Below are 22,667 nucleotides of genomic sequence, written 5' to 3' on the forward strand. Positions count from 1 at the left end.
TCATCGTTCATTCGAGAATGCTGAGGCCAGGCGTAATTGTGTTCGTCCAATCTTTGCGACGAGTTTGCGAACTTCTTCAGGCTCGTTGTCCTCCACTTCGTGCTCTAAGAGTTCCAATTGTTCTCGGAAGATCCGGGCTTTGATACGGTGGTAGTCGCTGAGTTTCCCGTCGCGCAGAAACGTCCCGACTTCCAACTTACGACTCCAGTCATCACAGATTTCCATCCAGTATTTGGAATGCGTTTCGTCTCCAGAAAGTGCCGATCCCAGTGCTTCCGCTTTGGCGATTCTCATTTCTTCGAGAACATCTTCAGGAGGAGGGTAATAGGCATAGCAGCCAACAATACTTGTGGCGATCAGGCCGACAAGTGCCAGTCCTCCTAAGACCGAACCGGGCACGACGATGTCAAATTTTGATTTCTCTACGACTTCTGGTTGACTCTCCAGCCATGTCTCGATTCGATGCTGACGATCCAGCGTGTTCAGTAGAATTCCCACCAACACAATGCAGCCTAACATCAGGCTGGCGTAAAGCTCGAAGGGTGGAGTGTCTCGCTGGAGTTTCATAATCACTGCGTTGGCGACATTAGGAATTGCACCTTTGAAGGGTCGGCAATAGATGTCGAAGGCGTGCGAGTGGTCAGCTGCGTCGATGCCATGCGGATACAAAGGACGATCCACTCCGTATGCCAAGCCGAGAACCACCACCAATAGCAGGCCGAACCAAACTCCCGACTTCTTCCAGCCGTATTGTCGAATCATCCAGAACACTAGTCCCAGATTCATTCCCGCTCCCAGTACCAAGAGAACGAAGGCTGCTCCGGGGGAATTGGCATGTTGAAACATCATGCCCAGCTGACTCATCGCCAACAGCGGTGTTGCGTAAACCGGGACTGCAACGGCTGTCATTGTGAGTGGTGCGATCGGGTTGTCACCGTTCATTGAATTTTGCAGGCCACCTGCAGGAATGATCACTCCCAATGAGGAAACACCTATCAGGCCGATGAAAATATAAAGAGCGGAGAGACCCGCAGCTTCACGGGCTGCGGAAACTCCGATGGCAAGCATCCTTTTAATTCCATAGCCTACTTCTGCTGTCGGTGGGGCTGAAGCACTGCTGTCGGGAAACATGCGATCCCAGATCAGACCGACGCCTGTCACGACGATGAGTGAGCAAAATGCAAAAGTGACGATTGCCATCGGTTCTGACAACGTTAATCCATACAGCACAGACAACGGGTTGAACAGTGGAGCGGCCATGGCGAAGGCGAGAATCGTCCCCCCTTTGAGCCCGATGCGGCGCATTTCACGAATGACCGGGATCACTCCCAGAGAACAGACCGGCAGCAACATCCCGATCAGCCATGCTTGAAACAGCGAACGTTTCGAATTGCCTCCAAACAGACGCGTTGTCATGTCGCGTCCCATGAGGCGATGAAACACTCCCGCAATGACGAGGCCCGCTAAAATGAACGGGGATGCATTCATGAGCGATTGCAGGAATCGTAGCACAAAGCCACCGATCAAGGTTTCAGTCATTGTTCGATTCCTCAGCGGGAAGTTCGGAGGGATTCTGTTTTATTGAGAATGCGTTATGGATGTCGTTCGAAGCAGGGACCAGGTCGGTCAGGGATGCCACGTGCTGATTCCATTGCTTTTCGCCACCAGAATCAGAAGCCGCATCCATTTGTGATTTCAGTTGCTTCGCAATCGCCTGGACTTGTTCCCACTGCGGACGTTTCAGGTCACTGTCTGCAGCCAGTTCTGGCAGCCAGTTCACAATGTCTTGAAGTTCAGCGACTTCCTCGCTTCCAAGCTCATTCGCAAAGAAATGTTTTCCTCGCTGCGAGAGTTGGTCAACACCGTCACCGTAGTTAGCCGGCTTGTGTGCTGGAATAATATGTTCAAGGTGGTGATCTTCCTCCTCCTCAACTGAACAGCCAGAAAAGCTCAGCAGCAGGGCTGAGAGCATGCAGAAGACGTTTACCTGATCAGGGTATCTCCATCTTTTCGAGAGTGTGTTCTTCATCGTTTCTTTCTCCGAGGACTACTGTTGGCAAGTAGCCTGCGGTTATCAAAATGAGCTATTATCAAGAGGCCAGCTCCGAGGGGAGCCAACAGAAACGTCAGCCAGTTCGTCAGTGAGACTTCGGTCAAAGTGATATTGCCTGCTATGTAAGCGTTGACAGCTGAGCAATATTCGCCCGGCATGGCGGCATTCACGGCAAGTAAACTCATTCCCGCGATTCCCACGGCTATCACCCGATGGTTGCCATGGCAATCAAACGCGACTCCCAATACGACGAGCGAAATCAAGATTGAGAACGCCCCGAGCGCTTGATGCAGCATTCCGCTTTCTGTGCTGACTAGCGATGGCAACGCGGCAATCAGGAACGGCCATCCGAGGCAATGGACCAGGCAGCAGCCTGAGAACAGCATTGCAACTTTGTCTGCTCCTACGAAGTCGATTCGTTGGGATTTGGATACCATCAGATTCTGTCCCCTTTGAAACCCTGCGGCACTGGAATCGAATCGAGCAACTCAGCGACAACTGCTGTGGAATCGCCATGCTCCATTCCTAGTCGCACTCCGAGAACAGCCTGAGCTGTGGACTGCACATCATCGGGAGTCACAAAGTCTCGACTGGTGAGAAATGCTTTTGCCTGGCAGACACGTTGCCAGATCAGCAATCCACGGGGGCTGACTCCCAAATGAATTTGCGGATGTCGCCGGGTCGCGTCTCCCAAGTCCAGCAGATAATTTTGAATGCAAGGATCGACATAGGTTCTGGAGACAGCTTGTTGTGCGAGACGCAAGGAGTGTTCCGGAAGAAAAGTTCGAGTTTCGATATCATAAGACTGCTCATCCGAAACGGCAGATTCCAACAGGCGAAGTTCGTCAGCCCGAGCGGGATAACCAACGCTGAGCTTCATCGCAAAGCGATCGAGTTGTGCTTCTGGAAGCGGGTATGTGCCATGCTGGTCAATCGGGTTCTGAGTAGCAATGACGAAGAATTGTGACGAGAGAGGATAGCGTTCCGCGTCGACGGTCACTTGTCGTTCTGCCATCGCTTCCAGTAACGCACTTTGCGTTCGCGGAGTCGCCCGGTTAATTTCATCCGCGAGTAGAACATCTGCAAAGACCGGTCCTTGGCGGAACTCGAACTCATGTGCACGTTGATTGTAGATGCTGAATCCGGTGATGTCTCCCGGTAATAAGTCCGGTGTACATTGTACTCGAGAGAACTGGCCGCCAATTGCACCTGCTAAGGCTTTGGCGAGTATGGTCTTGCCGAGACCCGGCTTGTCTTCCAGTAGCAGGTGTCCTTGCGCCAATAAGCAGACAAGCTCCATCTCGACGACCTCAGGTTTTCCCTTAAGGACATGATTCAAGTGTGCAGCGACTTGCTCGAACGAAGCTCGGAGTTCCGAGACATCTTGAACAGGGGACTCGACAACGGTGCTGTTAGTATTCATGGTGTGCCGCTCCTGTGTACTCAACATGTTTCATCCTTTCGGCTTGCGAAACCTGATTTTGATCATCAGCCGCCTGACTTTGTTGGTATTCAGTCTGGAACCATTTCAAACTGCAACCTCGCTGACAGGTTTGGCAGATCTGAGCACAGTCCTTCTCGCTCGCTTTTGAGTGAGGTGCGTACGCAGCGGCATCAATAAGTTTTCGCAATGCATACAGCGATTGAGCAACGTTGATGTCGTTCGTTCGCGTCATCATTTCTCCAAGCCATTGATGATGAGTTTTGGACTTTTTAGGTGCCGCACCCGTCAGTTCAGCTCGTTGATGAAGCAAATTGAGAGTCAGGATCAAAGCTCGTTGTGGTCTCCACCAGAGACCAAGTTTCCAGCGAAATGTGTTCAGTAAATTCATCAACTGAAAACGATTGCGGTGCAAAGCCAGCAGTGCGATGAGTCCAATGAAACAGCCGAGCCAATTTCGGAGTACCCACATCATCGCCAGGAATATGCTGTTCGTGATCCGCTGTAAGAGGCTCGGCAATGGTTGTCTCACCTCATAACCGGGTGTCGCTTCAACGGTAACCCAATCCCAGCCGCCGACTTTCACTTCCGTCCAGAAGTGAACATCGTCTGCAAGGACCGGAGTGTGGAGAGACTGGGAATCGTACTGCTTTGGATCGGCATAGAAGCCGCTGACAACACGAGTCGAGTACCCGAGGCTACGTATAAGAAGAGCCGTCGCCGTGGCAAACTGATAGTCCGGTCCGCGTTGCGATGTGAACAGGAACTCTTCTACGGGCGAACAGCGGTTGCAAATGCACCCATCTCGCCGAATCCGTATTGCCCTCGATGAGCTGAGGCTCCAAACGCTGTATTTACAGCGGGATTGACGAGAGTGTATCCCGCTTCAGCAAGTGTGTCGCCATTTGGGAACGTCGCTGATGCAGCACCTGTAACGGCACTATCGTCGGTTGTGGCAGGCACATTCAAGACGCCATCCTGCCCAATGGTCTCCGACGGGCGGAGCAGGTTGCCGTCCGCATCGGTGTGGACGTAAGCCACAAGCCCCGCAGACTGATAAGGGTAATTGATTCGCAAGGCCACCATCCCCGGGGCGAGTGTACCAGTTGAAGTTGAAAGCATTGAATATGGACCTTCAGACGCCCTGGCAGGAGTCACTTCTTCAACCACTTTTCGCCATTCCGTGATTGTTTCGACTCCGGTTGTGGAGTCTCGATTACCGAAACCAACGAGTGGAATCACGACCGTCGTCTCGTTGGAAGGATTGGTGACGAGCGTCCCCGGGTATCGCACCATGTCGATGTCCGGATCGTAGATATAAACCGAAAAGAGCATTCGGTTGATGAGCGGCAAAGATTCTGGATTAGTCCCCACGGGAACCACCAATGCCGCTTCGGTGAAGAGACCACTATCAGTCAATGCGTCATGGAACTTTCCGGTTGGCGTATAAGGATGCCGCGACAATTCCATCGCTCCGACATCTGCCGCTTGTTGTACCACATTCGCTGAGAAGAACAGGAACCCCAGCGCAAGCATTGCACCCAGAAGGAAGGTTAAGATGAACGCGACGACGGCGAACTCAACAATCGCCTGGCCAATGCGACTTCGCAGGCTTCGCGTTGAAGGTGAGATGGCTTTTCGCATCGCGACGACTTCTTCTGGGAATTACACTTATGCACACAATGTGCATTTATCGTATTGTGGACTGGAGCCAATTACAAGAGCTTGGTGCTCGTGGAATTTCAACGTGGCGATCTTAGGCGATATCTGAAAAACCGAACATTGGCAAATATTCTCAACTGGTCTACCATTGCACTTGCACAACGTGTGCGATAGTCTTGTTGCTTGGTGGTTCAATTGCTGCATGGTCAGTTGGTCAATGAAAGAAGTGAGTAGCTGTATCGCATTTTCAACGAATCAGTCTCAATCGGGCCTGCGTTGCAGTCCGGTTGGAGAGTGTTTGGCGGTGCTACTGGCGGTGATCGTCTGCTTCACGGCGATGGGGTGGATGGTGACATTAGCGGGAACTCTTGCCGCCTGGATCATGTTAGCTGCTTGTGCCTGGATACTCTTAATCAAAAAGGAATGACATGTCCTCAGTAACAAATAAATTGCCGGTCACGCTGTTGTCGGGTTTTTTGGGAGCCGGAAAAACAACGTTACTCAATTATGTCTTACGCAACCGCGAGGGACTGCGGATTGCAGTCATCGTCAACGATATGAGTGAAGTCAATATCGATGCCACACTCGTCAAAGGAAACGAAGCTGCTTTGAGCCGGACTGATGAACAGTTGGTCGAAATGAGCAATGGCTGCATCTGTTGCACGTTGCGGGAAGATCTGTTGATCGAAATTTCGAAACTGGCGAGGCAGGGGCGTTTCGATTATTTGCTGATCGAATCGACAGGCATTTCTGAACCGCTTCCCGTCGCTGAAACGTTTACATTCGTCGATGAGGAGGGCGTTTCACTTGGTGATGTGTCACAACTCGACACGCTGGTCACCGTTATTGATGCTCGCAACTTTCCGCAGGAATTCAATTCGGTGGAAGATTTGCGTGATCGTCAGCTGGGATTGAATGAGGCTGATGATCGAGACATTTCCATGTTGCTGGTGGATCAGATTGAATTTGCCAATGTCATTCTCCTCAACAAAGTCGATTTGGTGACGACCGAAGAATGTCAGGCGCTCAAAGATCTCCTACAACAGTTGAACCCCGCAGCTTTGATTCTTGAAGCAGAGCATGGGCAAGTTCCATTAACTTCGATTCTGAATACAGGCCGATTTTCGACGAATTGGGCGGAACAGAATTCGGAATGGCTGCAAACGCCGCGCGGCGAGGAAGAAACCGAAACAGAAGAATACGGCATCAGCAGTCTCGTGTTTCGCGCCCGTCGTCCCTTCCATCCACAACGGCTTTGGGACTTCTTTGTTGAGAATCCTATGGCAGCCGGGATTCTGCGCAGCAAAGGCTATGTGTGGTTAGCGACTCGTTCGCAGGTTGCCGGATACTGGTCACACGCTGGGCAAGTGCTGAGTTGTGATCCCGCCGGAACCTGGTGGGTCAATACACCCCGTGAAGAGTGGCCGACAGATGATGATGAGTTGATCAAAGAGATAGAATCGCTGTGGGAAGAGCCGACTGGAGACGCCCGCCAGGAACTTGTCATCATTGGAGAAGGATTGGATCATCGTGCGATAATGCAAGCTTTGTCAGAATGTCTGCTGACGGACCTTGAGTTCATGGCGGGAGCGGAACTCTGGGATCGATTGGAAGATCCTTTCGTGGATTGGGCTGAAGTTTCACCTGAAGAAAATCTTGAAGCCGATAATGCTGCGATAACAAGTGCAACTTAAAAGAAAATGAGTGGTGTTTTTCCCAATTCCCGTTTAGACTGAGCGTTGCTTACAAGCACAAACACATTTACCTCAAAGACATTTATTCAGGAAATAATAATGAAGTTGAATTTACTCGTCACGTTTGGGATTTTGACCTGCTATTCAATGCTCGGCTGTACTGGTGGATCTGATCCAGTTGCACCTGCGACAGCGGAGAAGGGGCATGATGATCATGACCACCATGACCATGGAGAGGGTGCACACGATCACTTTGAAACGTTCTCGGAGGCAGTTGCGGACCTCGCTGCCAAACGGGATGCCATCAAAACTGCTATGGAAGCTGATGACCTGAAAAAGGCGGATGGTCCGGTCCATGCTCTTGGTCATACTTTGGAAGAGCTTGAAGAACTTGCGACGAAACAGGGACTCTCGGAAGAGAAATTGACTGAAGTCAAAGCTGCTCGTGATGCACTGTTCGAAGCATTTGCAGCGTTAGATGAAACGATTCACGGCAAAGCTGATGGAAAGAGCTGGGCAGACGTTTCAGCGGAGATTGATGCAGCGATTGCTCAACTCCAAACGCTCACCGCTGATGCTCCTAAGGAAGAGGAAGCGTCATCGTGAGGTTTTCATTTAAAAACCTGCTATTCCTTTTTCCGTTGCTAGCGATCCTCGTCGTGGCAAGCGGTTGTGGAGAGCAGGTTCCGGCTGAAGTCCTGGCGATCAGGTCTCGCCTGTTACTTGATGAAGAACCGACCGGAGCCATTACCATCGAACAAGCGCGGGAGCAGGTTGCTGAGTCTCCGGGCGAAATGGTTCTCATCGTGCGGGTGGGAAACCGAAACATCACCACCTGGTCGTCCAAAGACGAAGCGACTTTTTTCGTTTCAGAAGGATTTCCCGATTCGGATTACAACATCGGTCCTGACCACGATCCAAGTACGTGCCCGTTCTGTAAATGGAAGTGGAAAGAAGAGGACTCACTGGCAATTATTAAAGTCGTCGATGCAAGTGGAAACGTTGTCCCTTACTCCGCCGAACAGATCTTCGACTTCAAACCAGAAGATTTTGTGGTCGTCACCGGGAGTGGTGAACTTGATGAAGTGGGAACTTTGAACGTGCAGCTGGATGGGCTGTACAAGAGGCCTTCCACCTAACCATTATCGAAAGGCGAACTTAGTTCGCTGCTGGTTCCTCTGGGGGGGTCGTACAACTTCAGTTTTGGAGGTGCCTGGACTTCTACTGAGAGTGGCGACGATTCATAATCGTTATACTGCGGAAAGTCCTTTGCTCATTTGCGATTACTCTGTGTATGAAGCAGGCAGTACCTGAGACTGTCCTGCTTCTTTCGAAGATGCAGGGAGTGCTGCCAGAAGTTCACCGCTGCCAAGACTGGGGTCGATGACCGATGATTTTCGAAGGTGCGCGAGTGCTGACTCGGTTTGACCGGCTCTCAGTTGCAGCAGGCCAATGTTGCGATGAGCGGCAGCTGGTCCTTGAGCTTTTTCAAAGTAGACAAACGCCTCGTCGTATTTCCCCTGTTTTGCGCGGACCATTGCCAGATTGACAGCCGCTTTGAGATGGTTGGGCTGGAGTTCGAGTGCGCGTTTTAGCTTCACTGCTGCCTGTTCAGGTTCACCGCGTGAGTAGAGAAAGTACCCGAAGTCATTCAGGACATCCGCATCCTTGGGGGATTCAGCAATAGCCTTGGCGTACTCGCGTTGAGCAGCGTCGAGTCTACCTTGGCGGTCGTAGAGAACCGCTAATGGATGTGCGATTCCCTTGATCGTTGGATCAAACTTACGGGCCTGTTCGAATTGTGAAATGGCGTGTTCATCCTTCTCATGAGCTGCCAGTTCCAAGGCGGTTAATCGGCAAGCTTCCGCCTGAGTCTGCTGATCGATTGAACGTAAGCTCAGGCCGTCCTCAGTGCTACGGCCAATTGGCATGTATCCCGTCAAGCCCGTGCAACCACATGTGGTCACGAGTAGAACTGCGACTAGAGCGGTTTTGATAAAGGTGTAGCAGTCCTGTCTCGTGGCACATCGCGAATGGACTTGTGAAAATGTACTTCGCGGACAAGAGAAGCATTGGAGGTGCTCTAGAGCATCTTTCGAATTGGTTTGCAGGATCTTCCTCGTGGCGAACAGCATTTTTCCTAGAGAAATGCGTTCTTCACGGGCACACGGTCGAGCAAACTGCTCTAAAGATGTTTTGAGTCTTCGCAAATTCATTAGAAGTTTCCTCCGCCGCGAACATTACTCCCACCGGATCCGGTGCGACCGGTTCCTCCTTGTTGTCCGTTTCGTCCCATCCCGCCTTGCAGCAGTTGGTTGTAGACACGAGGAGCCTCGATTCCGCGAACACCAACTCGGTCAATCGGAGCGAGTATCACACGCTGATCGGCATCAGCAACTCCATTGGATATCAAAATCCTGACGAGGTCTTCACGACGCTGGTTGTTCAAGCTGTCTGTACGGGCGACCGCATCGTCAAGGGTCTCTTTGTCCCTTAATTCGACCGGTTCAGCTTCAAGGATGACGTGTTCCATTCGAGTCGGCAGCACCTCCGCAATCTTCGCGATATGCTGGCGTCCTTCTGGTCCCAATTGCCCTCCCCCGGAAAACCACTCATGTCGGCTGATCACGAAGTCATACCTCCGGGCTGAACAGATCATCTCATCTGCCCAACCATTGACATACGTGCCCGGTGGTGCCGGGATGGCATTCAATCCGAAATCTGCAGGGCGTTCACAGTCATCACCACCGCACAAGCGAAGATCTGAATTCACATCTCCTGATTGACTGCCTGCATAGTTCATGTCCGGATTATTGCACGACCGGTTTGCCGTCTTGTCAGATGTTTGGCATCCAAGTGTTGTGATAAGCAATCCAGTTGTTATCAAGCAAGCAGGTGCGAACCAGCGCTGATACCGAGTATTCATTAGTCTGGCTTGTAATTTCATGGATGCACCTTCGTTTCAACGGAAGGGCAGAGAAGCCCGTTGGAGTGTCCTGGCTGACCAATAATCAGTTCTTGTTCAAGTCGGCGAAATGCTTTGATCTGATGAATGTCTGTCCGTGCCGGCGTACGAAAATCCTCAGCGAAGTGGCCGGTCAAGCTTCCTCGGAGAAAGAATTCCAAATCGTCCGGTTCAAAATAATCTGAACCGGGGAGTGGAAGTTGCTCGCGGTTCGCATCGATTGGGTTCACGAGATATGGCGTCACCAACACGATCAGTTCTTGTTCGTCGTAGGATGTTCGGTCGCTGGAAAACAGTCTTCCTACAAAAGGAATATCGCCAAGCAATGGGACACGATCCGAGGTGGCTCCCAAGTTTGATTGAATCAATCCGGCGATGGCAATCGTCTGACCCTCTCGAAGTTCGACAGTCGATTGAAAGTTCCGGCTGTTCAATCCGGAGATGTCGGCGCCGTCGATGTTAGTCGTGTCGTCTGTTCGGGTACTCACGGTCGCCTGCAAGTTCAGGCGAATGCGATCACCCTCGGTCACGGTAGGAGTGAAGCTGAGCTGTACTCCAAAAGGAATAAATTCGACCCCCTGTAGACCGGTGTCGGTCGCTCCTGTGACCACTGGAACGGGAAACTCACCTCCCACTTGAAAGTTTGCAGGCTGTCCATTCAGTGTCGTCAAGTTTGGCTCAGCAAGTGAGCGAGCAAGATTAAGCTGCTTGAGAGCATTGATCGCGAGGTCGAAATCACCACGATTTACCAGAAATGCTGCTCCTGATCCTGACAATGGTAGTAAGGAAAAGAAACTTGATGTGCTGCCTCCGATGCGGAGGTCCGCACCAATTGCACGCACCGCACTCCGGTTGACCTCTGCAACTGCCACTTTCAACATCACTTGGTGAATTCCACCGATTTCGAGTAGGTTGATGATGCGGTTGCGCTGTCTCTGAATAGCCGAATTGGTGGGTGTTTGCCCTGCGATAATGTTTTGATCATATCGTGGAATTTCCCGTTCAACTCGACTGACTGCTGTTGTTTCAGTTTCGACAAGCGGAGGGAGGTCAGCCGCGGCTTGTGTGGGAAGACTTGAAGCCACGATTTGTAGAATACTGTCGGCTTCCTGAACGTCCTTGGCTTGACCTCGAACTACGACTTGCTTACCGACGTAGCTCAGTCTTAAGGCGCTATTGGGAAAAGCGCGATTGATCTCTAGCTCCAGTTGCGAGAGTAATTCACGATAGCGGTCGATCTCTTCAGGATCGTCCTGCACTCTCACAAGATAGCTTAAGGATTCCAGTGTTCCAGGATGCTCCTCGCTCTCGAACCAGAGGTTGAGAACAGTCGATCCAATCTGTTTGCCGACGAGTGAAAACTCTGTTTCCGACAGCGTCAGCGCGTCGAGGACTTCCGGGTTCGCAATTTGATCGCGGACGAGGGCTTGCTTTAGCCGCAAGACGACCGGACGGTCGAGTTGTAAATCAATCGTCAGTTGTGGATCCATCCTTTCGAGCACGAACCGATTCGCTCGTTCCTGAGCTGTCGGATCAACGGGGCGACTTCGACCGGATCGACTGCAACCGTCGCAATCATTTCCGGGGTGGTCTTATTTCGCGAGCCTGCCGGCGTCACGACAAGTCCTTGAGAACCGCCAGTCGATTGAGATTTTCCTTGCGTAATGGCGACCATCGTGCCAGCAATGACCAACGGCTTGATCCCAGTTTGCCTGGCGAGTTGTCCCGAGCGTGTATCAGGTGGTTTGATGCCTCCCAAGAGCGCTGCCTGTTCAATGTTGGAATCTGGCTCGTCGCGACTTGGGAGAACGGCTATGAGATCGAACAGGTCCCCTTGCCGCAGCAATTCCATACCCGGGACATCGTTGACTTTAACAGCCACGCTTCGCTTGCCTGGTGGAATCCCTGCCGAGATACCGGGCCGAGTTCCCGCAGGCATGAAATCTCGTTCAGTCAGAATGTATCCCGGCTGTTTATCACGTTTTACCACTCGACCAATAATTTTCCCAAGATCGCGGAGCATCACCGGGCTGACCTGAGCTTCCGGGATCCACGTGACGTTGAGTTGCCTTGTTTGGGGATGGAGTAGATCTTCACGCGAAATGGAAGCGTATGCGCTCACCGGTCGGGCGAGTGTCGGAAACGCGATCTGACCTTCCCTGGAAATGGTAGTCTTCGAATCAAAGAAACCGGTCGCGAACAGTGTGCCAGTAATACCGCCACCAAGAAGTAGTAAAAAGAGAACGATCACCAACGTGAAACGCCAGCCAGAGGAACTTGTTGTAACGGTTCGACGCGATGCCATGGAAAGTACTCAGTTGTTGCAAGAGTAGAATCAGTCACTTCTACATATTTCTACTATACGTCATGGTTACGTTACTGCATACAGATTGCAAGAACGTTTTTCTCTTTTATGTATTTCGTGTCGCTTCTGGCAGGCTGTTTATTAATCGACGTGAATCACCCGCAACTTCGCAAAGTGTTGTCGAAAGGCAACAATTTCATTCGTTTTTAGTGAAGTCCCACGCAGATCGAGTTCCTCCAGAGCTGGACATCGAGACAAGCAATCCAGTTGATCATTCGTGAGTCGACAGCCTCGCAAGTCGAGGAAACGGAGATTCCTGAGCGTCGCAATGGCCTGAATGTCTGCTTTTGATAGCGGAACACAGATGAGACTCAACTCTTCCAGTTCTGTTCGATCATGCAGCATGTTCGCGATCCCGTCAGGCGGACAGGTTGATTGAACCTGCAAACGTGAAATAACTCGATTCGTACTCAAGCGATCAAACGAATCCCGACAACTCGTCACGGAATCAATTTCCATCGAAACGATTGGCTTTAGGTAATTTCCAGGTGTTGTGATTCGTGTTTCTGAAGGAAGTCGTGTCCCCGGTCCCCAATTCGTTAGTACCATAAACCAGAGTGTGATTATTGAATAAAACATTAAACACCTTCCCAAGAGGCCGAGCGGGAGTCCTCCCTAATCCGCTCGGTTGAACAAAGACCGCCCTCCGTGACGTCCGATTCGAACTTGAAAATCACCCTTACGGGGCAAGGTCAGCTGCTTCGACGACCAATGAGGCAACGCCAGGAATCCCCATATTGTCTTCAATCGAGCCAGGAGTGGTTGCGTCAAGGTAGACCACGCCATTGGTGTCCTGTGTGGTATTGACCAGTTTTCCACTGACGATAGGGCCGATATCGTCATCGTGAGCACACGGCAGTGCAGCAGCCACTGTTGCGCACAGGTCGTTGCACTTGTGCCCCAGGATAGAAACCGCAGCGAGGCACACTAATGCCACGCCTCCAATCAGAATTCCATACTCGACCAGCCCTTGACCACGTTTGTTGTTTAAACTTCTGCGGATTTTCTTCGCCAAACTCATCTCGTCTCCTTGGGAACTCTTGTTGCTAACTTAAGATGGATAGTAGGGAAACGCCCCTCGTCGCAAGTATTCACTTACGTGCATACAGTATGCATGTGCATGTTCGTTGACGAAAGGGGCTTGGTCAAGTATCATCCCCGGAAAAACTTCAAAACTTCCCGAACAGAGAATTTCCAATGTCTTCGGCGGCTCGAACTTTTTCCAATCTCACCGGTCTTGTCCTCTCGATTGCCTGTGTCATCCACTGCATGTTGATGCCAGTTGTGATTTCCAGTCTGCCAGCGTGGGGGCTGACGTGGCTCGCCCGCCCCGTGTTTCATCAAGTGCTTGCTCTGGCAGGAATCGCAATCGGAGTCTGGACACTTGTTCCGGGGTGGAAGCAGCATCGACGTCATGCCGTGCTGGTCTTTGGAGTGCTGGGGCTCGTCGTTATGAACTATGTTGCATTTTGGGGTGACGATTGCTGCGGAGGGGAAACGCATGCAGGCGGGGCTGCGGGAGAGAGTTGTACACAGGCATGCTGTGCCATAGGGGCGGACTCGTCTGTTCGTCTCGAAACCCAGAATCGCGAAGTCGCTTCCGCAGACGGCCTCACATCAACCCACGCAGCAAGTGGTGCATCGCAGTGGGCATGGCTGTTTCAGCACCCGACGGCCTGGGGGGCAGCTTTACTCGCCTGGGCACACTGTTTTAATGGAGCCTGCACAAAAGCATGCTGCCAGCGCCGAAAAGGTCCCTCTGCTGAAGTTGCGACTTGCGATGACGTGAATTCCGCTTCAGATCCTGTTTTCATTCAGCTAGGCGACTCAACCTCTTAAGAGTTCGATCAGTCGCGTGAGAGCGTTTGGCCAGCAGATCGCAATTAGAAATCCGCTCGCGATGGCTGGGGCAAAAGGGAAGTCTTTTCTGCCGAGAAGATGCGTGGTGATTGCCATAACCATGCCGCACATCGCGGACCAGAAAAGAAAGCCCAGCGTTGCTCCCCCACCGAGCCAAGCTCCCAGGGCAGCGACCAATTTCAGGTCCCCACCACCAATTCCATCTTTCAATGTGAATGGAAGCACAGCGAAGAAGCCAATCAACATGCCGATGAGCGCATCGGCAAGTGTGACGGAATGCCAGGTCAAGCAGGTCACCAACAGTGCCGTCAAGAGTATCCTCGCGTTGACGGAATCGGGAATCTCTCGCCGTTTTACGTCGTGGTAAACCGCTTCAACGCAAAGAGTGATTGGAATCAACATTAACCACATGGGAATCTCAACTTCAAATTGTAGAACTCGCAAGTTTGAGGTGCTAAATCGAAAAAACCCGGTCGCACTTTCGCGGTGCGACCGGGTGAGTATTACGTGAAAACGTTTGGGGTTCGATTACGGAGTAGGGGATAGATCATCCGCTTCAACAACTAGGGCGTCGATACCAGGAATCCCCATATTTCCTGAAATCGAGCCAGGGGTGTCAGCGTCAAGGTAGATTACGCCATTGGAGTCCTGTGTAGTATTGACCAGTTTACCGCTGACGATAGAACCATTATCGTCGTCGTGAGCACCAGGAAGTGCTCCCGCAACAGTCGCGATGAGGTCATTCGATTTATGACCAAGAATTGCGACAGCAGCCAGGCAGGCAAGTGCTACACCGCCGACAAGAATTCCGTATTCAACCAGGCCTTGACCTTTAGTGCCCTTCAAGATGTTTCGCAGTTTACGCAGCATTGTGTGCTCCTTTCAAAATGAGCAAATAAGGAAATTGTTCTTAAAACCGTTTTAGTGGTGGTTTTGAAGATTCGCTCTTAATGCACAAGGTGTGCATGTGCGACATCCTGCGGGTGGCCGGTATCACCATCAAGACTTTCGCAATCAAAATTCTAGAGAAAAAACGAACCTCATGCACAACGTGTGCAAAACCGTGAGGCCGGTACTGGACCGTCCTGAGATTTACTGGCTCAGCAAAACCTGCCCGTGGACTTAAGATCCCAGTGAATCACAGCGATCTCAGGGGGATTGTTAGAGGTTCTAAGAAGAAAGCCGGGCAGGGCGGTTCGCTGATTCGTTAAGAGTCTGGAGGGATCGGAAATTTGAGTCTCTTACGAATTGGTTTTCAGGTTCTCCCTCGTGGCGAACAGCATTCTGATTAGAACCAGTCCAAAAATACTGGAATGGTCGCTTTCCTCAACGTTTGGGAGAGCAATTTCAAGTTTCAGGATTAGTTCTAGAGAAGTGTGTTCTTGACGGGTACACAGTAGAGCAAACTGCTCTATGCGAAATTTCAGCCTCAAAACGACTCGTTCCGGTTGTGTCTCTCGCTTCAAATTCCAGGTCGGTCTAGGTGATGTCCATGTTAGTTGAAATACTCCCTCCCTTGCTCCTGCACATGGCTTGCAAATGCGCTGAATTGTATCTACATTCAGGATCCAACTGTAAAGGTTTGTTCAAGGTTGACACATTTCCTGCGACAACGTCACCACCTGTTTTGCAAATCTTACGGAACGTCTGATTGTTGTTGTTTGTAGAAGGCACTAAGAATGAAGAGTTTGGTATCGAGGACAAACATCGAAAACAAATCTTCATTTGGAATCTGCATATGGATTGCATTCATCTTCGGGGTGGGAGTATTGATGAGTTCGTCCTCTGTGGCGTTCGCCGAGACTCCCTCAGCCGCGAAGCATGATCACCATGATCATCATGACCATTCTCATGGAGAGCATGATCACTCCGAATCTGGTACCAACGCTGATTTTGGTAACAACGCCTTTCGCCAACTCGGTTTGTATACGTTTCTGATTGCTGGCGCGTCTCTATTGGGCGGTTGGCTGCCAACGCGGATCAGGTTTTCTCATCTGCAATTTCAAAGACTCCTCAGCGTAGTCGGTGGCATGTTGCTGGGCATTGGAGTGTTCCATCTATTCCCACATGCGGTGCTTGAATTAGGTGTGAATCATATTGACTTTATTGTGACCTGGATGATGGGGGGAATTGTGATGATGTTCTTTTTGTTGCGAACATTCCACGTTCACCATCACGAACCGCCTGCGACAACAGACTTGGAAGAGACTTCGCTAGAATCGATATCGAGTGAAGACGATCACGACCACCATGATTCTTGCCAGCACGATCACGGAGTTGGCGGCGGTTTGAGTTGGGCAGGGATGTTTTTCGGTCTCAGCATTCACACTCTCTTAGATGGTCTCGCCCTGGGTGCGTCAATGCAGGCTGAAGTTCATCATGCGACCGGTGGCTGGCTCGGCTTGGGCGTGCTCGCGGGGATTGTGCTGCATAAGCCATTGGACTCGTTATCGATCACGACACTCATGTTGAATGCAAATCAATCTCCGAGTCGAAGAGTCATTGTGAACCTGATTTACTCTTTGCTCTGTCCGCTTGGGGCAGCTTTGTTCTTATGGGGAGTCAGGCTCGCTGGCGGAGAGACGGCGCTGGTCGTCGGAGCAGGTCTCGCCTTTTCCGCTGGGATCTTTCTCTGCATTGCCCTTGCAGACTTATTGCCTGAAATGGAATTTCATACCCACAATCGCTGGCAGCTGAGCGTGTGCTTGCTTGTCGGGATCGCACTCGCTTGGGGAATTCGCTTTTTAGAACCAGGTCATTTGCATCACTGATGCAGCAGTGACAGGTACTCGTCAGCTGATACGAACTCTCAGACCACTCAGGTTATTCAATAACTTCGCATTCTGTGCAATGACCTTTGATGAGAATCTCCGTGATACGCCCAATGGTCGTCGCTCGTTTTTTGGATTTTGACGTAAAATCCATATCCCCCAAGCACGTCACTCCGCCACACTCTACACAGACGAAGTGAGGGTGTTTCTCGCCTGCTGGCCGATCGGGATCAAGTGCTTCAAACCGCCAGACATGATCACCAAGCTCCGTTCGAGAAATCAGGTCGGCATCTGCTAGGTCATTGAGATTTCGAAAGACTGTTGCCTTGTCGAATCCCAGAGGGACCAGTTTTTCTGTTAGATCGGCATGAGTGAGAGGCGATGTCGCCGCTCTCAGTTCTTGCATGACTTTAATGCGAGCTGGCGTCGCACGCACCCCACTCTCTCGGAGCAACTGCCGAATCGTGTCAACTTCACTTGGGGTTTCCTGCTGTGATTTCTTAATCATGAGCTAATTTTCTGAGCGGAGTTAAATAAAACATGACTATGGATGCATAGTACTTGAATTGCCCGCTTTCGTCCACATCTGCATTTGAACTGCAAATTGATGACGTTCGCACCTGATAAGAGACTGGTTCGAAACACGTTCTGATTCAAATTCGGGCAACGGGACCGCGTAGCAAGCAGAGAGCAAGTATCTAGCGCTGGTCCTGAAACGTGAAATTGCTCTCTCAAACGTTGAGGAAAGCGGCTATTCCAAAGGCTTTCGGACTGGTTCTATTTAAAATCCAAAACGTAACCACGCAGAGTTGTTTTTCACTCCATAAAAGCAGGGCGAAAGGCCCCCAAAAAAGATGACCGGCCAAAGCTCTCTCGGTGTCTACACTCGGTTTGTTAATTAACGTGATAGTACAATTTGTGACCACTTAAGATGGTTTAAAGCAGACGATTTCTGGTGCAGAGGATTTGTCATGGCAACGAAGTTCGAAGGTAAAAGCTTGAGCTTGTTGACGATGGCAAAGAGAATTTCACGCGAGCGAAATAGAACTGATCCTGAAGCTTGAAGTTGCTATGAACGTAGGTTGAGGTTCTTAATGAGGTTCATCCCTCGTGCAGGTTCGAATCCTGTTTTGGGTATCTATGCTTTTTGGGGCACATTTGATAAAAGGACTCAGAGAAAATCTCTCTGAGTCCTTTTATATGAGACATTTCGAATTCGATTTTCGAAATGCTATTCGCGATCTGTCATTGAGAGTTCAGCCCATGAAGTTGTCATCGTAATTTTACGGGCCTGGCAAACTTTGAGAATGCATTAAGACTTCTCAGTTGCTGCTTGAGTATCTTCTTCGACTCCATTCGATTCGGTGGCGTGGGCGGCTGCGGCTGGTTTTGCGGGAGCCGGAGCGGGGCCGTGAGCGGAATACTTTTGAATCAGCACGACACCAACAACCACAAGCAGGAAGCCGATGAGTTGTCTGGGGTCGATATGCATTTTCCCCTGCTGAGCCTGAATCACCAATCCCGTAATGGCAGCGACCGATGTGGCACCGCCGAAGACGACAGGCATCACCAAGGAAGCATCTTTGGCCTGATACATTGCATAAGTGAGAGTCAAAGCACCGAAGGCTCCTAAAGATCCTGCGATGAAGCCCCACCAGCCAGCTTTAGCTGGGAAGCTGAAGCCGTCCCCAGAGAGCTGAACAGCAACTGCTCCTCCAAGGCATCCCCAGACCAGGTACGCAATGCCGATGAACACGTACGGTTTGAAAGGAGTTTGTCCTGGGATTCGTGATTTCCCCAGAGCTGGACCATACAGGCCCCAAAAAACTGCAGTTGCAACTGCAAACAGTAAGCCTAATGCTTTTGGCGACATGGAATACTCGCAGAGTCAAAAGGGAGGACAATAAGGTGGGAAAGTCGAGGAGACACAGAATCGTATGCTAGCAGTTTCATCGTTGACTGAAAGTGGACAACCCTATCGTTCCCTGAATTGAGCCTCCAGCGGAGGCTCAATGAGTGATCAACAACAAACCTGAAGCCCGAATCGCCTACCCTTCCTTGACGGCAGTGATGATATCGTTGACCGCTTGTTTGCCATCTGCGAAGAGCATAAGGGCGTTATCCGCCGAGAAGAGTGGGTTGGGAATCCCGGCGAAACCGGGACTGAGGCTTCGCTTGATGACGATACAAGTGCGAGCCTTGTCGGCGTTGATGATCGGCATGCCGGCGATGGGGCTGTTCGGGTTCGTGCGGGCATCGGGATTGACGGTATCGTTGGCGCCAATCACCAGGCAGATGTCAGTTTGTTCGATCTCAGAGTTGGTTTCGTCCATCTCTTTGAGTAAGTCGTACGGAATGTCCGCTTCAGCGAGCAGGACGTTCATGTGTCCGGGCATTCGTCCTGCAACAGGATGAATTCCGAAGGAGACTTCCATCCCCTTTTCGCGGAGCAGGTTGGTCAAATCGCGGACTGCGTGCTGAGCCTGAGCGACAGCCATTCCATATCCGGGAACGATTACCACTTTGCGGGCGACTTCCAGCAACATGGCAACTTCATCTGCGGATGTTGATTTAACGTTGGTGTAAACTTCATCCGCAGAGGGTCCATCCGATGCCGGTCCGAGGGAACCGAAGAGCACAGCTGGCAACGACCGGTTCATGGCATCGCACATCACCTTGGTGAGAATCAAACCTGATGCTCCAACAAGTGAGCCAGCGATGATGAGAATGGTGTTTCCAATCACGAACCCTGTCGCGGCGGCTGCCAAACCGGAGTAGGAGTTGAGCAAGGCGATCACAACCGGCATGTCGGCCCCACCGATGGAAATTGTCAGCATGTAACCGAGCACTAGCGAGACCACCACGATTGTCCAGTACCAACCGGATGAGGGATTGTTGACAATCACGATAATCAAGATTAGAAGCAACACCGCGAGGACCGCGTTGATGATCTGCTGTCCCGGAAGAGCTTTCAGTTTCTTGATAAAGTTCAATTCAGCCAGTTTCCCAAAGGCAACTAATGATCCCGTTAAGGTGACGGCACCAATAATCCCTGCAAGGGCTGTCGAAATAATGACATCGCTGGTCGGAACTCCGGTTCTTAACCAGAAGTCGCCACCCGCCACAAACATCGAGGCTGCACCGCCGAAACCGTTGAACAGCGCCACCATCTCCGGCATCTTTTCCATCTTGATCGTGATGGCAAAATAGGCGCCGATTCCGCTCCCGATGAGAACGCCGACGATGATCCATACGAAGCTGACAACCTCAGCGGCTAGTAAAGTGGTAACGACGGCAATGAGCATCCCCAAAGAGCCATACAGGTTGCCGCGCACAGCTGTTTTCGGACGCGTCATCCCTTTCAATCCGAGGATGAAAAAGATGGCCGAAACGAGATAGCTTAAGTTGATCCAAACAGGAGACAAAACTCAACTCCTTAGCGAGTAGACTTCAAAAATCATAAATGCGATCGAGATGGGAGAACACTTCGTGTTTCTTGTGTCCGTGAAGAACGCTTCTCATGTGACAAATCGCTCATCTCCACGAGACTGTTCGTATTCATCTTTTTCAAAACTGCACTAGCGTTCCAGAAACTTGTTTAACGTTTGAATTTTTGCAGCATTCGATGCGTGACCAGGAACCCGCCAACCACATTCACTGTTGCCATGACCACCGCGAGAAATCCGAGAAAGGCAGCGAGTCCGCCAGCTCCGTTTCCTGCGACAAGAATAGCTCCCACGAGTGTAATCCCGGAGATCGCGTTCGATCCGGACATCAATGGGGTGTGCAATGTCGGCGGAATTTTGCTGATCAGCTCGATGCCAAGAAAGACTGCGAGCATGAAAATTGTGAGACCAATCACCAAGGGAAGTGATTGAGTTTGGGCGATCACATCGACAACTTGCTCTGTGGCTTGTTCGATGGTCGTCTCTTCTAGGGCAAGCAGGGTCATCATGGAACGATCCATTTTCCTGAATTGTTTCGAACGAAAATTGCTTTGTAAAACTAAAAACGACGTGATGAATTACTGAAGTTTGTATGTGTCACCGTCATCTGAAGAAGAGTCTTCAGTGGCATCGCTTGAGCTTTCCGGTGGTGTTTCTTCGGCACTTTGATTGTCAGCTGAAGCTTCTGCTGGAGTCGATGCAGGAGCCGGTTCCGCAACAGCGGGTGTCTCTGCGTTTGCAGTCGATTCCACCAGTTCCGGCAAGTTAGCAAGCTGACGGCACAAGGGGTGTCGGAGCTCACCTTGATGTGTGACCAGTGTTCCTGCCAGAACCTCATCAGTTAAATCGAGATTGACCTGACCATCTTTGATTAATGACTTCAAGAATGTTGTCACGTTGTTCGAGTACATCTGGCTTGCGTGCCGAGGAATCTCTGACGGGATATTGAGTGGTCCCAGGATCACGACATCATGAACCTCGACTTCTTCACCTGCTTTGGTCAGCTCGCAGTTTCCTCCCCGCTCAGCTGCAAGATCGACAATTACGCCGCCAGCTGGCATCGCCTGGACCATTTCTTCAGTTACCAGAATCGGTGCTTTCTTGCCGGGAATGGCTGCGGTGGTGATGACAACATCGCTTTCAGCGATCACTTCCAACATCAATTCTCGTTGCTTGCGATAGAATTCTTCATCCATCTCGCGAGCATAGCCACCTTGACCTTCTGCGGTGCCAAGGTCCATCTCGACAAACTTTGCGCCGAGGCTTTCAACCTGTTCTTTCACAGCAGGACGCACATCGTAGGCCATCACGACAGCTCCCAGCCGCTTCGCAGTGGCGATCGCCTGTAAGCCTGCGACGCCAGCGCCCAGAATGAAAACTCGCGCGGGAGTCAGCGTTCCCGCTGCGGTCATCATCATCGGGAACATTTGCGGTGAATGACTTGCTGCGAGGAGAACAGCTTTGTAACCCGCGATGGTTGCCATCGACGAAAGGACATCCATGCTTTGAGCACGTGTGATACGCGGGACCAGTTCCAGAGAAAAGATGTCAGCTTTCTTCGCTGCAAGTTCGAGCATCTTTTGTGGATCAGAAAGTGGATCGCACTGGGCAATCAAAATTTGATTCTCTTTGAGCAGAGCCAAGTCGCTCTGTCCCGCTTCGGGATTAGCGACTGCAGCGCGGACCTGAAGGAGAATATCCGAACTTTGAATCAAATCTGTGCGATCCGTAACGATGGTCGCTCCGGCGTCAATGTACGATTGATCCAGAAACCCGGAAGCTTCGCCAGCGCGAGCTTCCACGCGAACTTCCGCACCTAGTTTCTTCAATGCTGAAACAGATGCAGGGACAAGAGCAACACGACGTTCGCCCTTAAAATTTTCTTTGGTCACGCCAATAATCACGATGCAGACATCCTGTAGCCAATATGCGAGACGAGCAATAATCAAAATCGCATGTTAACGATGCGATTCCCGAACAGGTAGTGAATACGCCCCGTTGAATTGCACGCATCTACAAACTGCGATCCATGTGGCTCCCAGCTTGACTCGCTCCTCTATCTTAATCCTGCAAGGACCAGAGGATTTTGATCAAAAACGTTTGTCGGGAGCGGTTTGCGATACCGCGTGCCTGTGTCGAACGCGATTCGCCAGTAAAATGACTTCTCATTATGAGGCAGGACGCGAACACTTACGTGTAAAATGTTATAAGAGTAAGTCGCACAACATCGAGACCTGTTTCCAACAGGGGTTCGTTGTTAGACGAATCGTGGACAAATCGTGGGCGAGCTGATCGATTCTTGAAAATGGTGGCGACACCGCAGTTGATCAGTCGGCCGACGTTCGCGTTTGTGGTCGTGGTGATTTACGATTGAGCCAAGAACCTCTGTCCCTGCACCTTGGAGTGAGCT

Annotated in this window: 25 protein-coding genes and 1 pseudogene; 6 read left to right on the forward strand and 20 right to left on the reverse strand. The window is 51.0% G+C overall.

What is annotated here, in order from left to right:
* From Mal48_RS21775 to Mal48_RS21800, 7 genes and pseudogenes are all read right to left on the reverse strand, one after another.
* The gene (locus Mal48_RS21775; protein WP_145204870.1) at window positions 1-1,539 is read right to left on the reverse strand and encodes a permease; all 1,539 of its coding nucleotides are present in this window, start codon (window positions 1,537-1,539) and stop codon (window positions 1-3) included.
* Window positions 1,532-2,029 carry a hypothetical protein gene (locus Mal48_RS21780; RefSeq protein WP_145204873.1) on the reverse strand — a complete coding sequence of 166 codons (498 nt, stop codon included), beginning with the start codon at window positions 2,027-2,029 and terminating at the stop codon, window positions 1,532-1,534. The genes Mal48_RS21775 and Mal48_RS21780 overlap by 8 nt, the downstream gene beginning before the upstream one ends.
* The gene (locus tag Mal48_RS21785) at window positions 2,026-2,490 is read right to left on the reverse strand and encodes a MerC domain-containing protein (RefSeq protein ID WP_145204876.1); all 465 of its coding nucleotides are present in this window, start codon (window positions 2,488-2,490) and stop codon (window positions 2,026-2,028) included. The genes Mal48_RS21780 and Mal48_RS21785 overlap by 4 nt, the downstream gene beginning before the upstream one ends.
* A complete protein-coding gene (locus Mal48_RS21790; RefSeq protein ID WP_145204879.1) occupies window positions 2,490-3,476 on the reverse strand; it encodes an AAA family ATPase in 987 nt (328 codons plus the stop codon). Before Mal48_RS21790 ends, Mal48_RS21785 begins: the two co-directional genes overlap by 1 nt.
* A complete protein-coding gene (locus Mal48_RS23690; RefSeq protein ID WP_231739781.1) occupies window positions 3,466-4,014 on the reverse strand; it encodes a hypothetical protein in 549 nt (182 codons plus the stop codon). The genes Mal48_RS21790 and Mal48_RS23690 overlap by 11 nt, the downstream gene beginning before the upstream one ends.
* Window positions 4,015-4,101: 87 nt before the next feature.
* Window positions 4,102-4,374 (reverse strand): annotated as a pseudogene (locus Mal48_RS23925) (transglutaminase-like domain-containing protein); the annotation flags it as partial.
* Window positions 4,266-5,138, reverse strand: coding sequence for a TadE/TadG family type IV pilus assembly protein (locus Mal48_RS21800; protein ID WP_145204882.1), 873 nt, complete (start codon window positions 5,136-5,138; stop codon window positions 4,266-4,268). The gene Mal48_RS21800 and the pseudogene Mal48_RS23925, both read right to left, overlap by 109 nt.
* 220 nt (window positions 5,139-5,358) lie before the next feature.
* Here Mal48_RS21800 and Mal48_RS21805 point away from each other — a divergent pair, with 220 nt between their 5' ends.
* The 4 genes from Mal48_RS21805 (at window position 5,359) to Mal48_RS21820 (ending at window position 7,989) form a co-directional block, all read left to right on the forward strand.
* Window positions 5,359-5,583, forward strand: a complete 225-nt coding sequence (locus Mal48_RS21805; RefSeq protein ID WP_145204885.1) for a hypothetical protein — start codon at window positions 5,359-5,361, stop codon at window positions 5,581-5,583.
* Window position 5,584: 1 nt separating this feature from the next.
* Window positions 5,585-6,850 carry a GTP-binding protein gene (locus tag Mal48_RS21810; RefSeq protein WP_145204888.1) on the forward strand — a complete coding sequence of 422 codons (1,266 nt, stop codon included), beginning with the start codon at window positions 5,585-5,587 and terminating at the stop codon, window positions 6,848-6,850.
* Between the two features lie 99 nt (window positions 6,851-6,949).
* Window positions 6,950-7,456, forward strand: coding sequence for a hypothetical protein (locus Mal48_RS21815; protein ID WP_145204892.1), 507 nt, complete (start codon window positions 6,950-6,952; stop codon window positions 7,454-7,456).
* Window positions 7,453-7,989: a hypothetical protein gene (locus Mal48_RS21820; RefSeq protein WP_145204895.1), complete on the forward strand. Its 537-nt coding sequence runs from the start codon at window positions 7,453-7,455 to the stop codon at window positions 7,987-7,989. Before Mal48_RS21815 ends, Mal48_RS21820 begins: the two co-directional genes overlap by 4 nt.
* A 144-nt stretch (window positions 7,990-8,133) precedes the next feature.
* Here the strand turns inward: Mal48_RS21820 and Mal48_RS21825 are convergent, their stop codons facing one another.
* The 6 genes from Mal48_RS21825 to Mal48_RS21850 all read right to left on the reverse strand — a co-directional run bounded on the left by Mal48_RS21825 (window position 8,134) and on the right by Mal48_RS21850 (window position 13,201).
* On the reverse strand, window positions 8,134-9,066 hold the full coding sequence (locus Mal48_RS21825; protein WP_145204898.1) for a tetratricopeptide repeat protein: 933 nt from the start codon (window positions 9,064-9,066) through the stop codon (window positions 8,134-8,136).
* Window positions 9,066-9,797: a hypothetical protein gene (locus Mal48_RS21830; RefSeq protein WP_145204901.1), complete on the reverse strand. Its 732-nt coding sequence runs from the start codon at window positions 9,795-9,797 to the stop codon at window positions 9,066-9,068. The genes Mal48_RS21825 and Mal48_RS21830 overlap by 1 nt, the downstream gene beginning before the upstream one ends.
* Window positions 9,794-11,317: a type II and III secretion system protein family protein gene (locus Mal48_RS21835; protein ID WP_197441904.1), complete on the reverse strand. Its 1,524-nt coding sequence runs from the start codon at window positions 11,315-11,317 to the stop codon at window positions 9,794-9,796. The genes Mal48_RS21830 and Mal48_RS21835 overlap by 4 nt, the downstream gene beginning before the upstream one ends.
* Complete coding sequence (locus Mal48_RS21840; RefSeq protein ID WP_145204907.1) at window positions 11,290-12,120, reverse strand: hypothetical protein; 831 nt, start codon at window positions 12,118-12,120, stop codon at window positions 11,290-11,292. The genes Mal48_RS21835 and Mal48_RS21840 overlap by 28 nt, the downstream gene beginning before the upstream one ends.
* 141 nt (window positions 12,121-12,261) lie before the next feature.
* A complete protein-coding gene (locus Mal48_RS21845; protein WP_145204910.1) occupies window positions 12,262-12,759 on the reverse strand; it encodes a hypothetical protein in 498 nt (165 codons plus the stop codon).
* Between the two features lie 100 nt (window positions 12,760-12,859).
* A complete protein-coding gene (locus tag Mal48_RS21850) occupies window positions 12,860-13,201 on the reverse strand; it encodes a Flp family type IVb pilin (RefSeq protein ID WP_145204913.1) in 342 nt (113 codons plus the stop codon).
* A gap of 176 nt (window positions 13,202-13,377) precedes the next feature.
* On the opposite strand from Mal48_RS21850, the gene Mal48_RS21855 reads away from it, so the two are divergent.
* Window positions 13,378-14,019: a MerC domain-containing protein gene (locus Mal48_RS21855; RefSeq protein WP_145204916.1), complete on the forward strand. Its 642-nt coding sequence runs from the start codon at window positions 13,378-13,380 to the stop codon at window positions 14,017-14,019.
* Here the strand turns inward: Mal48_RS21855 and Mal48_RS21860 are convergent.
* Entirely contained in the window at window positions 14,008-14,451 is a 444-nt protein-coding gene (locus tag Mal48_RS21860) for a prepilin peptidase (RefSeq protein WP_145204920.1), read from the reverse strand. The genes Mal48_RS21855 and Mal48_RS21860 overlap by 12 nt on opposite strands.
* A gap of 117 nt (window positions 14,452-14,568) precedes the next feature.
* Window positions 14,569-14,910, reverse strand: coding sequence for a class III signal peptide-containing protein (locus Mal48_RS21865; RefSeq protein ID WP_145204923.1), 342 nt, complete (start codon window positions 14,908-14,910; stop codon window positions 14,569-14,571).
* 902 nt (window positions 14,911-15,812) lie between these two features.
* Here Mal48_RS21865 and Mal48_RS21870 point away from each other — a divergent pair.
* Complete coding sequence (locus Mal48_RS21870; RefSeq protein WP_145204926.1) at window positions 15,813-16,811, forward strand: ZIP family metal transporter; 999 nt, start codon at window positions 15,813-15,815, stop codon at window positions 16,809-16,811.
* A 52-nt stretch (window positions 16,812-16,863) separates the two neighbouring features.
* On the opposite strand, the gene Mal48_RS21875 is transcribed toward Mal48_RS21870, so the two are convergent.
* The 5 genes from Mal48_RS21875 to Mal48_RS21895 all read right to left on the reverse strand — a co-directional run bounded on the left by Mal48_RS21875 (window position 16,864) and on the right by Mal48_RS21895 (window position 22,161).
* On the reverse strand, window positions 16,864-17,319 hold the full coding sequence (locus tag Mal48_RS21875; RefSeq protein WP_145204929.1) for a Fur family transcriptional regulator: 456 nt from the start codon (window positions 17,317-17,319) through the stop codon (window positions 16,864-16,866).
* An 804-nt stretch (window positions 17,320-18,123) separates the two neighbouring features.
* Window positions 18,124-18,684: a hypothetical protein gene (locus Mal48_RS21880; protein ID WP_145204932.1), complete on the reverse strand. Its 561-nt coding sequence runs from the start codon at window positions 18,682-18,684 to the stop codon at window positions 18,124-18,126.
* A 175-nt stretch (window positions 18,685-18,859) separates the two neighbouring features.
* A complete protein-coding gene (locus tag Mal48_RS21885; RefSeq protein WP_145204935.1) occupies window positions 18,860-20,236 on the reverse strand; it encodes an NAD(P)(+) transhydrogenase (Re/Si-specific) subunit beta in 1,377 nt (458 codons plus the stop codon).
* Between the two features lie 173 nt (window positions 20,237-20,409).
* The gene (locus Mal48_RS21890) at window positions 20,410-20,652 is read right to left on the reverse strand and encodes an NAD(P) transhydrogenase subunit alpha (protein ID WP_391601817.1); all 243 of its coding nucleotides are present in this window, start codon (window positions 20,650-20,652) and stop codon (window positions 20,410-20,412) included.
* Window positions 20,653-20,835: 183 nt separating this feature from the next.
* Window positions 20,836-22,161 (reverse strand): Re/Si-specific NAD(P)(+) transhydrogenase subunit alpha, encoded by a 1,326-nt coding sequence (locus tag Mal48_RS21895; RefSeq protein ID WP_145204938.1) that lies wholly within the window; start codon window positions 22,159-22,161, stop codon window positions 20,836-20,838.
* Window positions 22,162-22,667 lie beyond the last annotated feature (506 nt).

Source organism: Thalassoglobus polymorphus (assembly GCF_007744255.1).
Lineage (GTDB): Bacteria > Planctomycetota > Planctomycetia > Planctomycetales > Planctomycetaceae > Thalassoglobus > Thalassoglobus polymorphus.

Bases quoted from the DNA above. Each gene is read 5' to 3' on its own strand.
- Mal48_RS21865 (WP_145204923.1), bottom strand. From the start codon at position 14,910: ATGCTGCGTAAACTGCGAAACATCTTGAAGGGCACTAAAGGTCAAGGC.
- Mal48_RS21800 (WP_145204882.1), bottom strand. From the start codon at position 5,138: ATGCGAAAAGCCATCTCACCTTCAACGCGAAGCCTGCGAAGTCGCATT.
- Mal48_RS21830 (WP_145204901.1), bottom strand. From the start codon at position 9,797: ATGAAATTACAAGCCAGACTAATGAATACTCGGTATCAGCGCTGGTTC.
- Mal48_RS21870 (WP_145204926.1), top strand. From the start codon at position 15,813: ATGAGTTCGTCCTCTGTGGCGTTCGCCGAGACTCCCTCAGCCGCGAAG.
- Mal48_RS21785 (WP_145204876.1), bottom strand. From the start codon at position 2,490: ATGGTATCCAAATCCCAACGAATCGACTTCGTAGGAGCAGACAAAGTT.
- Mal48_RS21815 (WP_145204892.1), top strand. From the start codon at position 6,950: ATGAAGTTGAATTTACTCGTCACGTTTGGGATTTTGACCTGCTATTCA.
- Mal48_RS21775 (WP_145204870.1), bottom strand. From the start codon at position 1,539: ATGACTGAAACCTTGATCGGTGGCTTTGTGCTACGATTCCTGCAATCG.
- Mal48_RS21850 (WP_145204913.1), bottom strand. From the start codon at position 13,201: ATGAGTTTGGCGAAGAAAATCCGCAGAAGTTTAAACAACAAACGTGGT.
- Mal48_RS21810 (WP_145204888.1), top strand. From the start codon at position 5,585: ATGTCCTCAGTAACAAATAAATTGCCGGTCACGCTGTTGTCGGGTTTT.
- Mal48_RS21855 (WP_145204916.1), top strand. From the start codon at position 13,378: ATGTCTTCGGCGGCTCGAACTTTTTCCAATCTCACCGGTCTTGTCCTC.
- Mal48_RS21840 (WP_145204907.1), bottom strand. From the start codon at position 12,120: ATGGCATCGCGTCGAACCGTTACAACAAGTTCCTCTGGCTGGCGTTTC.
- Mal48_RS21890 (WP_391601817.1), bottom strand. From the start codon at position 20,652: ATGCTCGCAGTCTTTCTTGGCATCGAGCTGATCAGCAAAATTCCGCCG.
- Mal48_RS21825 (WP_145204898.1), bottom strand. From the start codon at position 9,066: ATGAATTTGCGAAGACTCAAAACATCTTTAGAGCAGTTTGCTCGACCG.
- Mal48_RS21860 (WP_145204920.1), bottom strand. From the start codon at position 14,451: ATGTGGTTAATGTTGATTCCAATCACTCTTTGCGTTGAAGCGGTTTAC.
- Mal48_RS21880 (WP_145204932.1), bottom strand. From the start codon at position 18,684: ATGTCGCCAAAAGCATTAGGCTTACTGTTTGCAGTTGCAACTGCAGTT.
- Mal48_RS21875 (WP_145204929.1), bottom strand. From the start codon at position 17,319: ATGATTAAGAAATCACAGCAGGAAACCCCAAGTGAAGTTGACACGATT.
- Mal48_RS21780 (WP_145204873.1), bottom strand. From the start codon at position 2,029: ATGAAGAACACACTCTCGAAAAGATGGAGATACCCTGATCAGGTAAAC.
- Mal48_RS21845 (WP_145204910.1), bottom strand. From the start codon at position 12,759: ATGTTTTATTCAATAATCACACTCTGGTTTATGGTACTAACGAATTGG.
- Mal48_RS21805 (WP_145204885.1), top strand. From the start codon at position 5,359: ATGGTCAGTTGGTCAATGAAAGAAGTGAGTAGCTGTATCGCATTTTCA.
- Mal48_RS21790 (WP_145204879.1), bottom strand. From the start codon at position 3,476: ATGAATACTAACAGCACCGTTGTCGAGTCCCCTGTTCAAGATGTCTCG.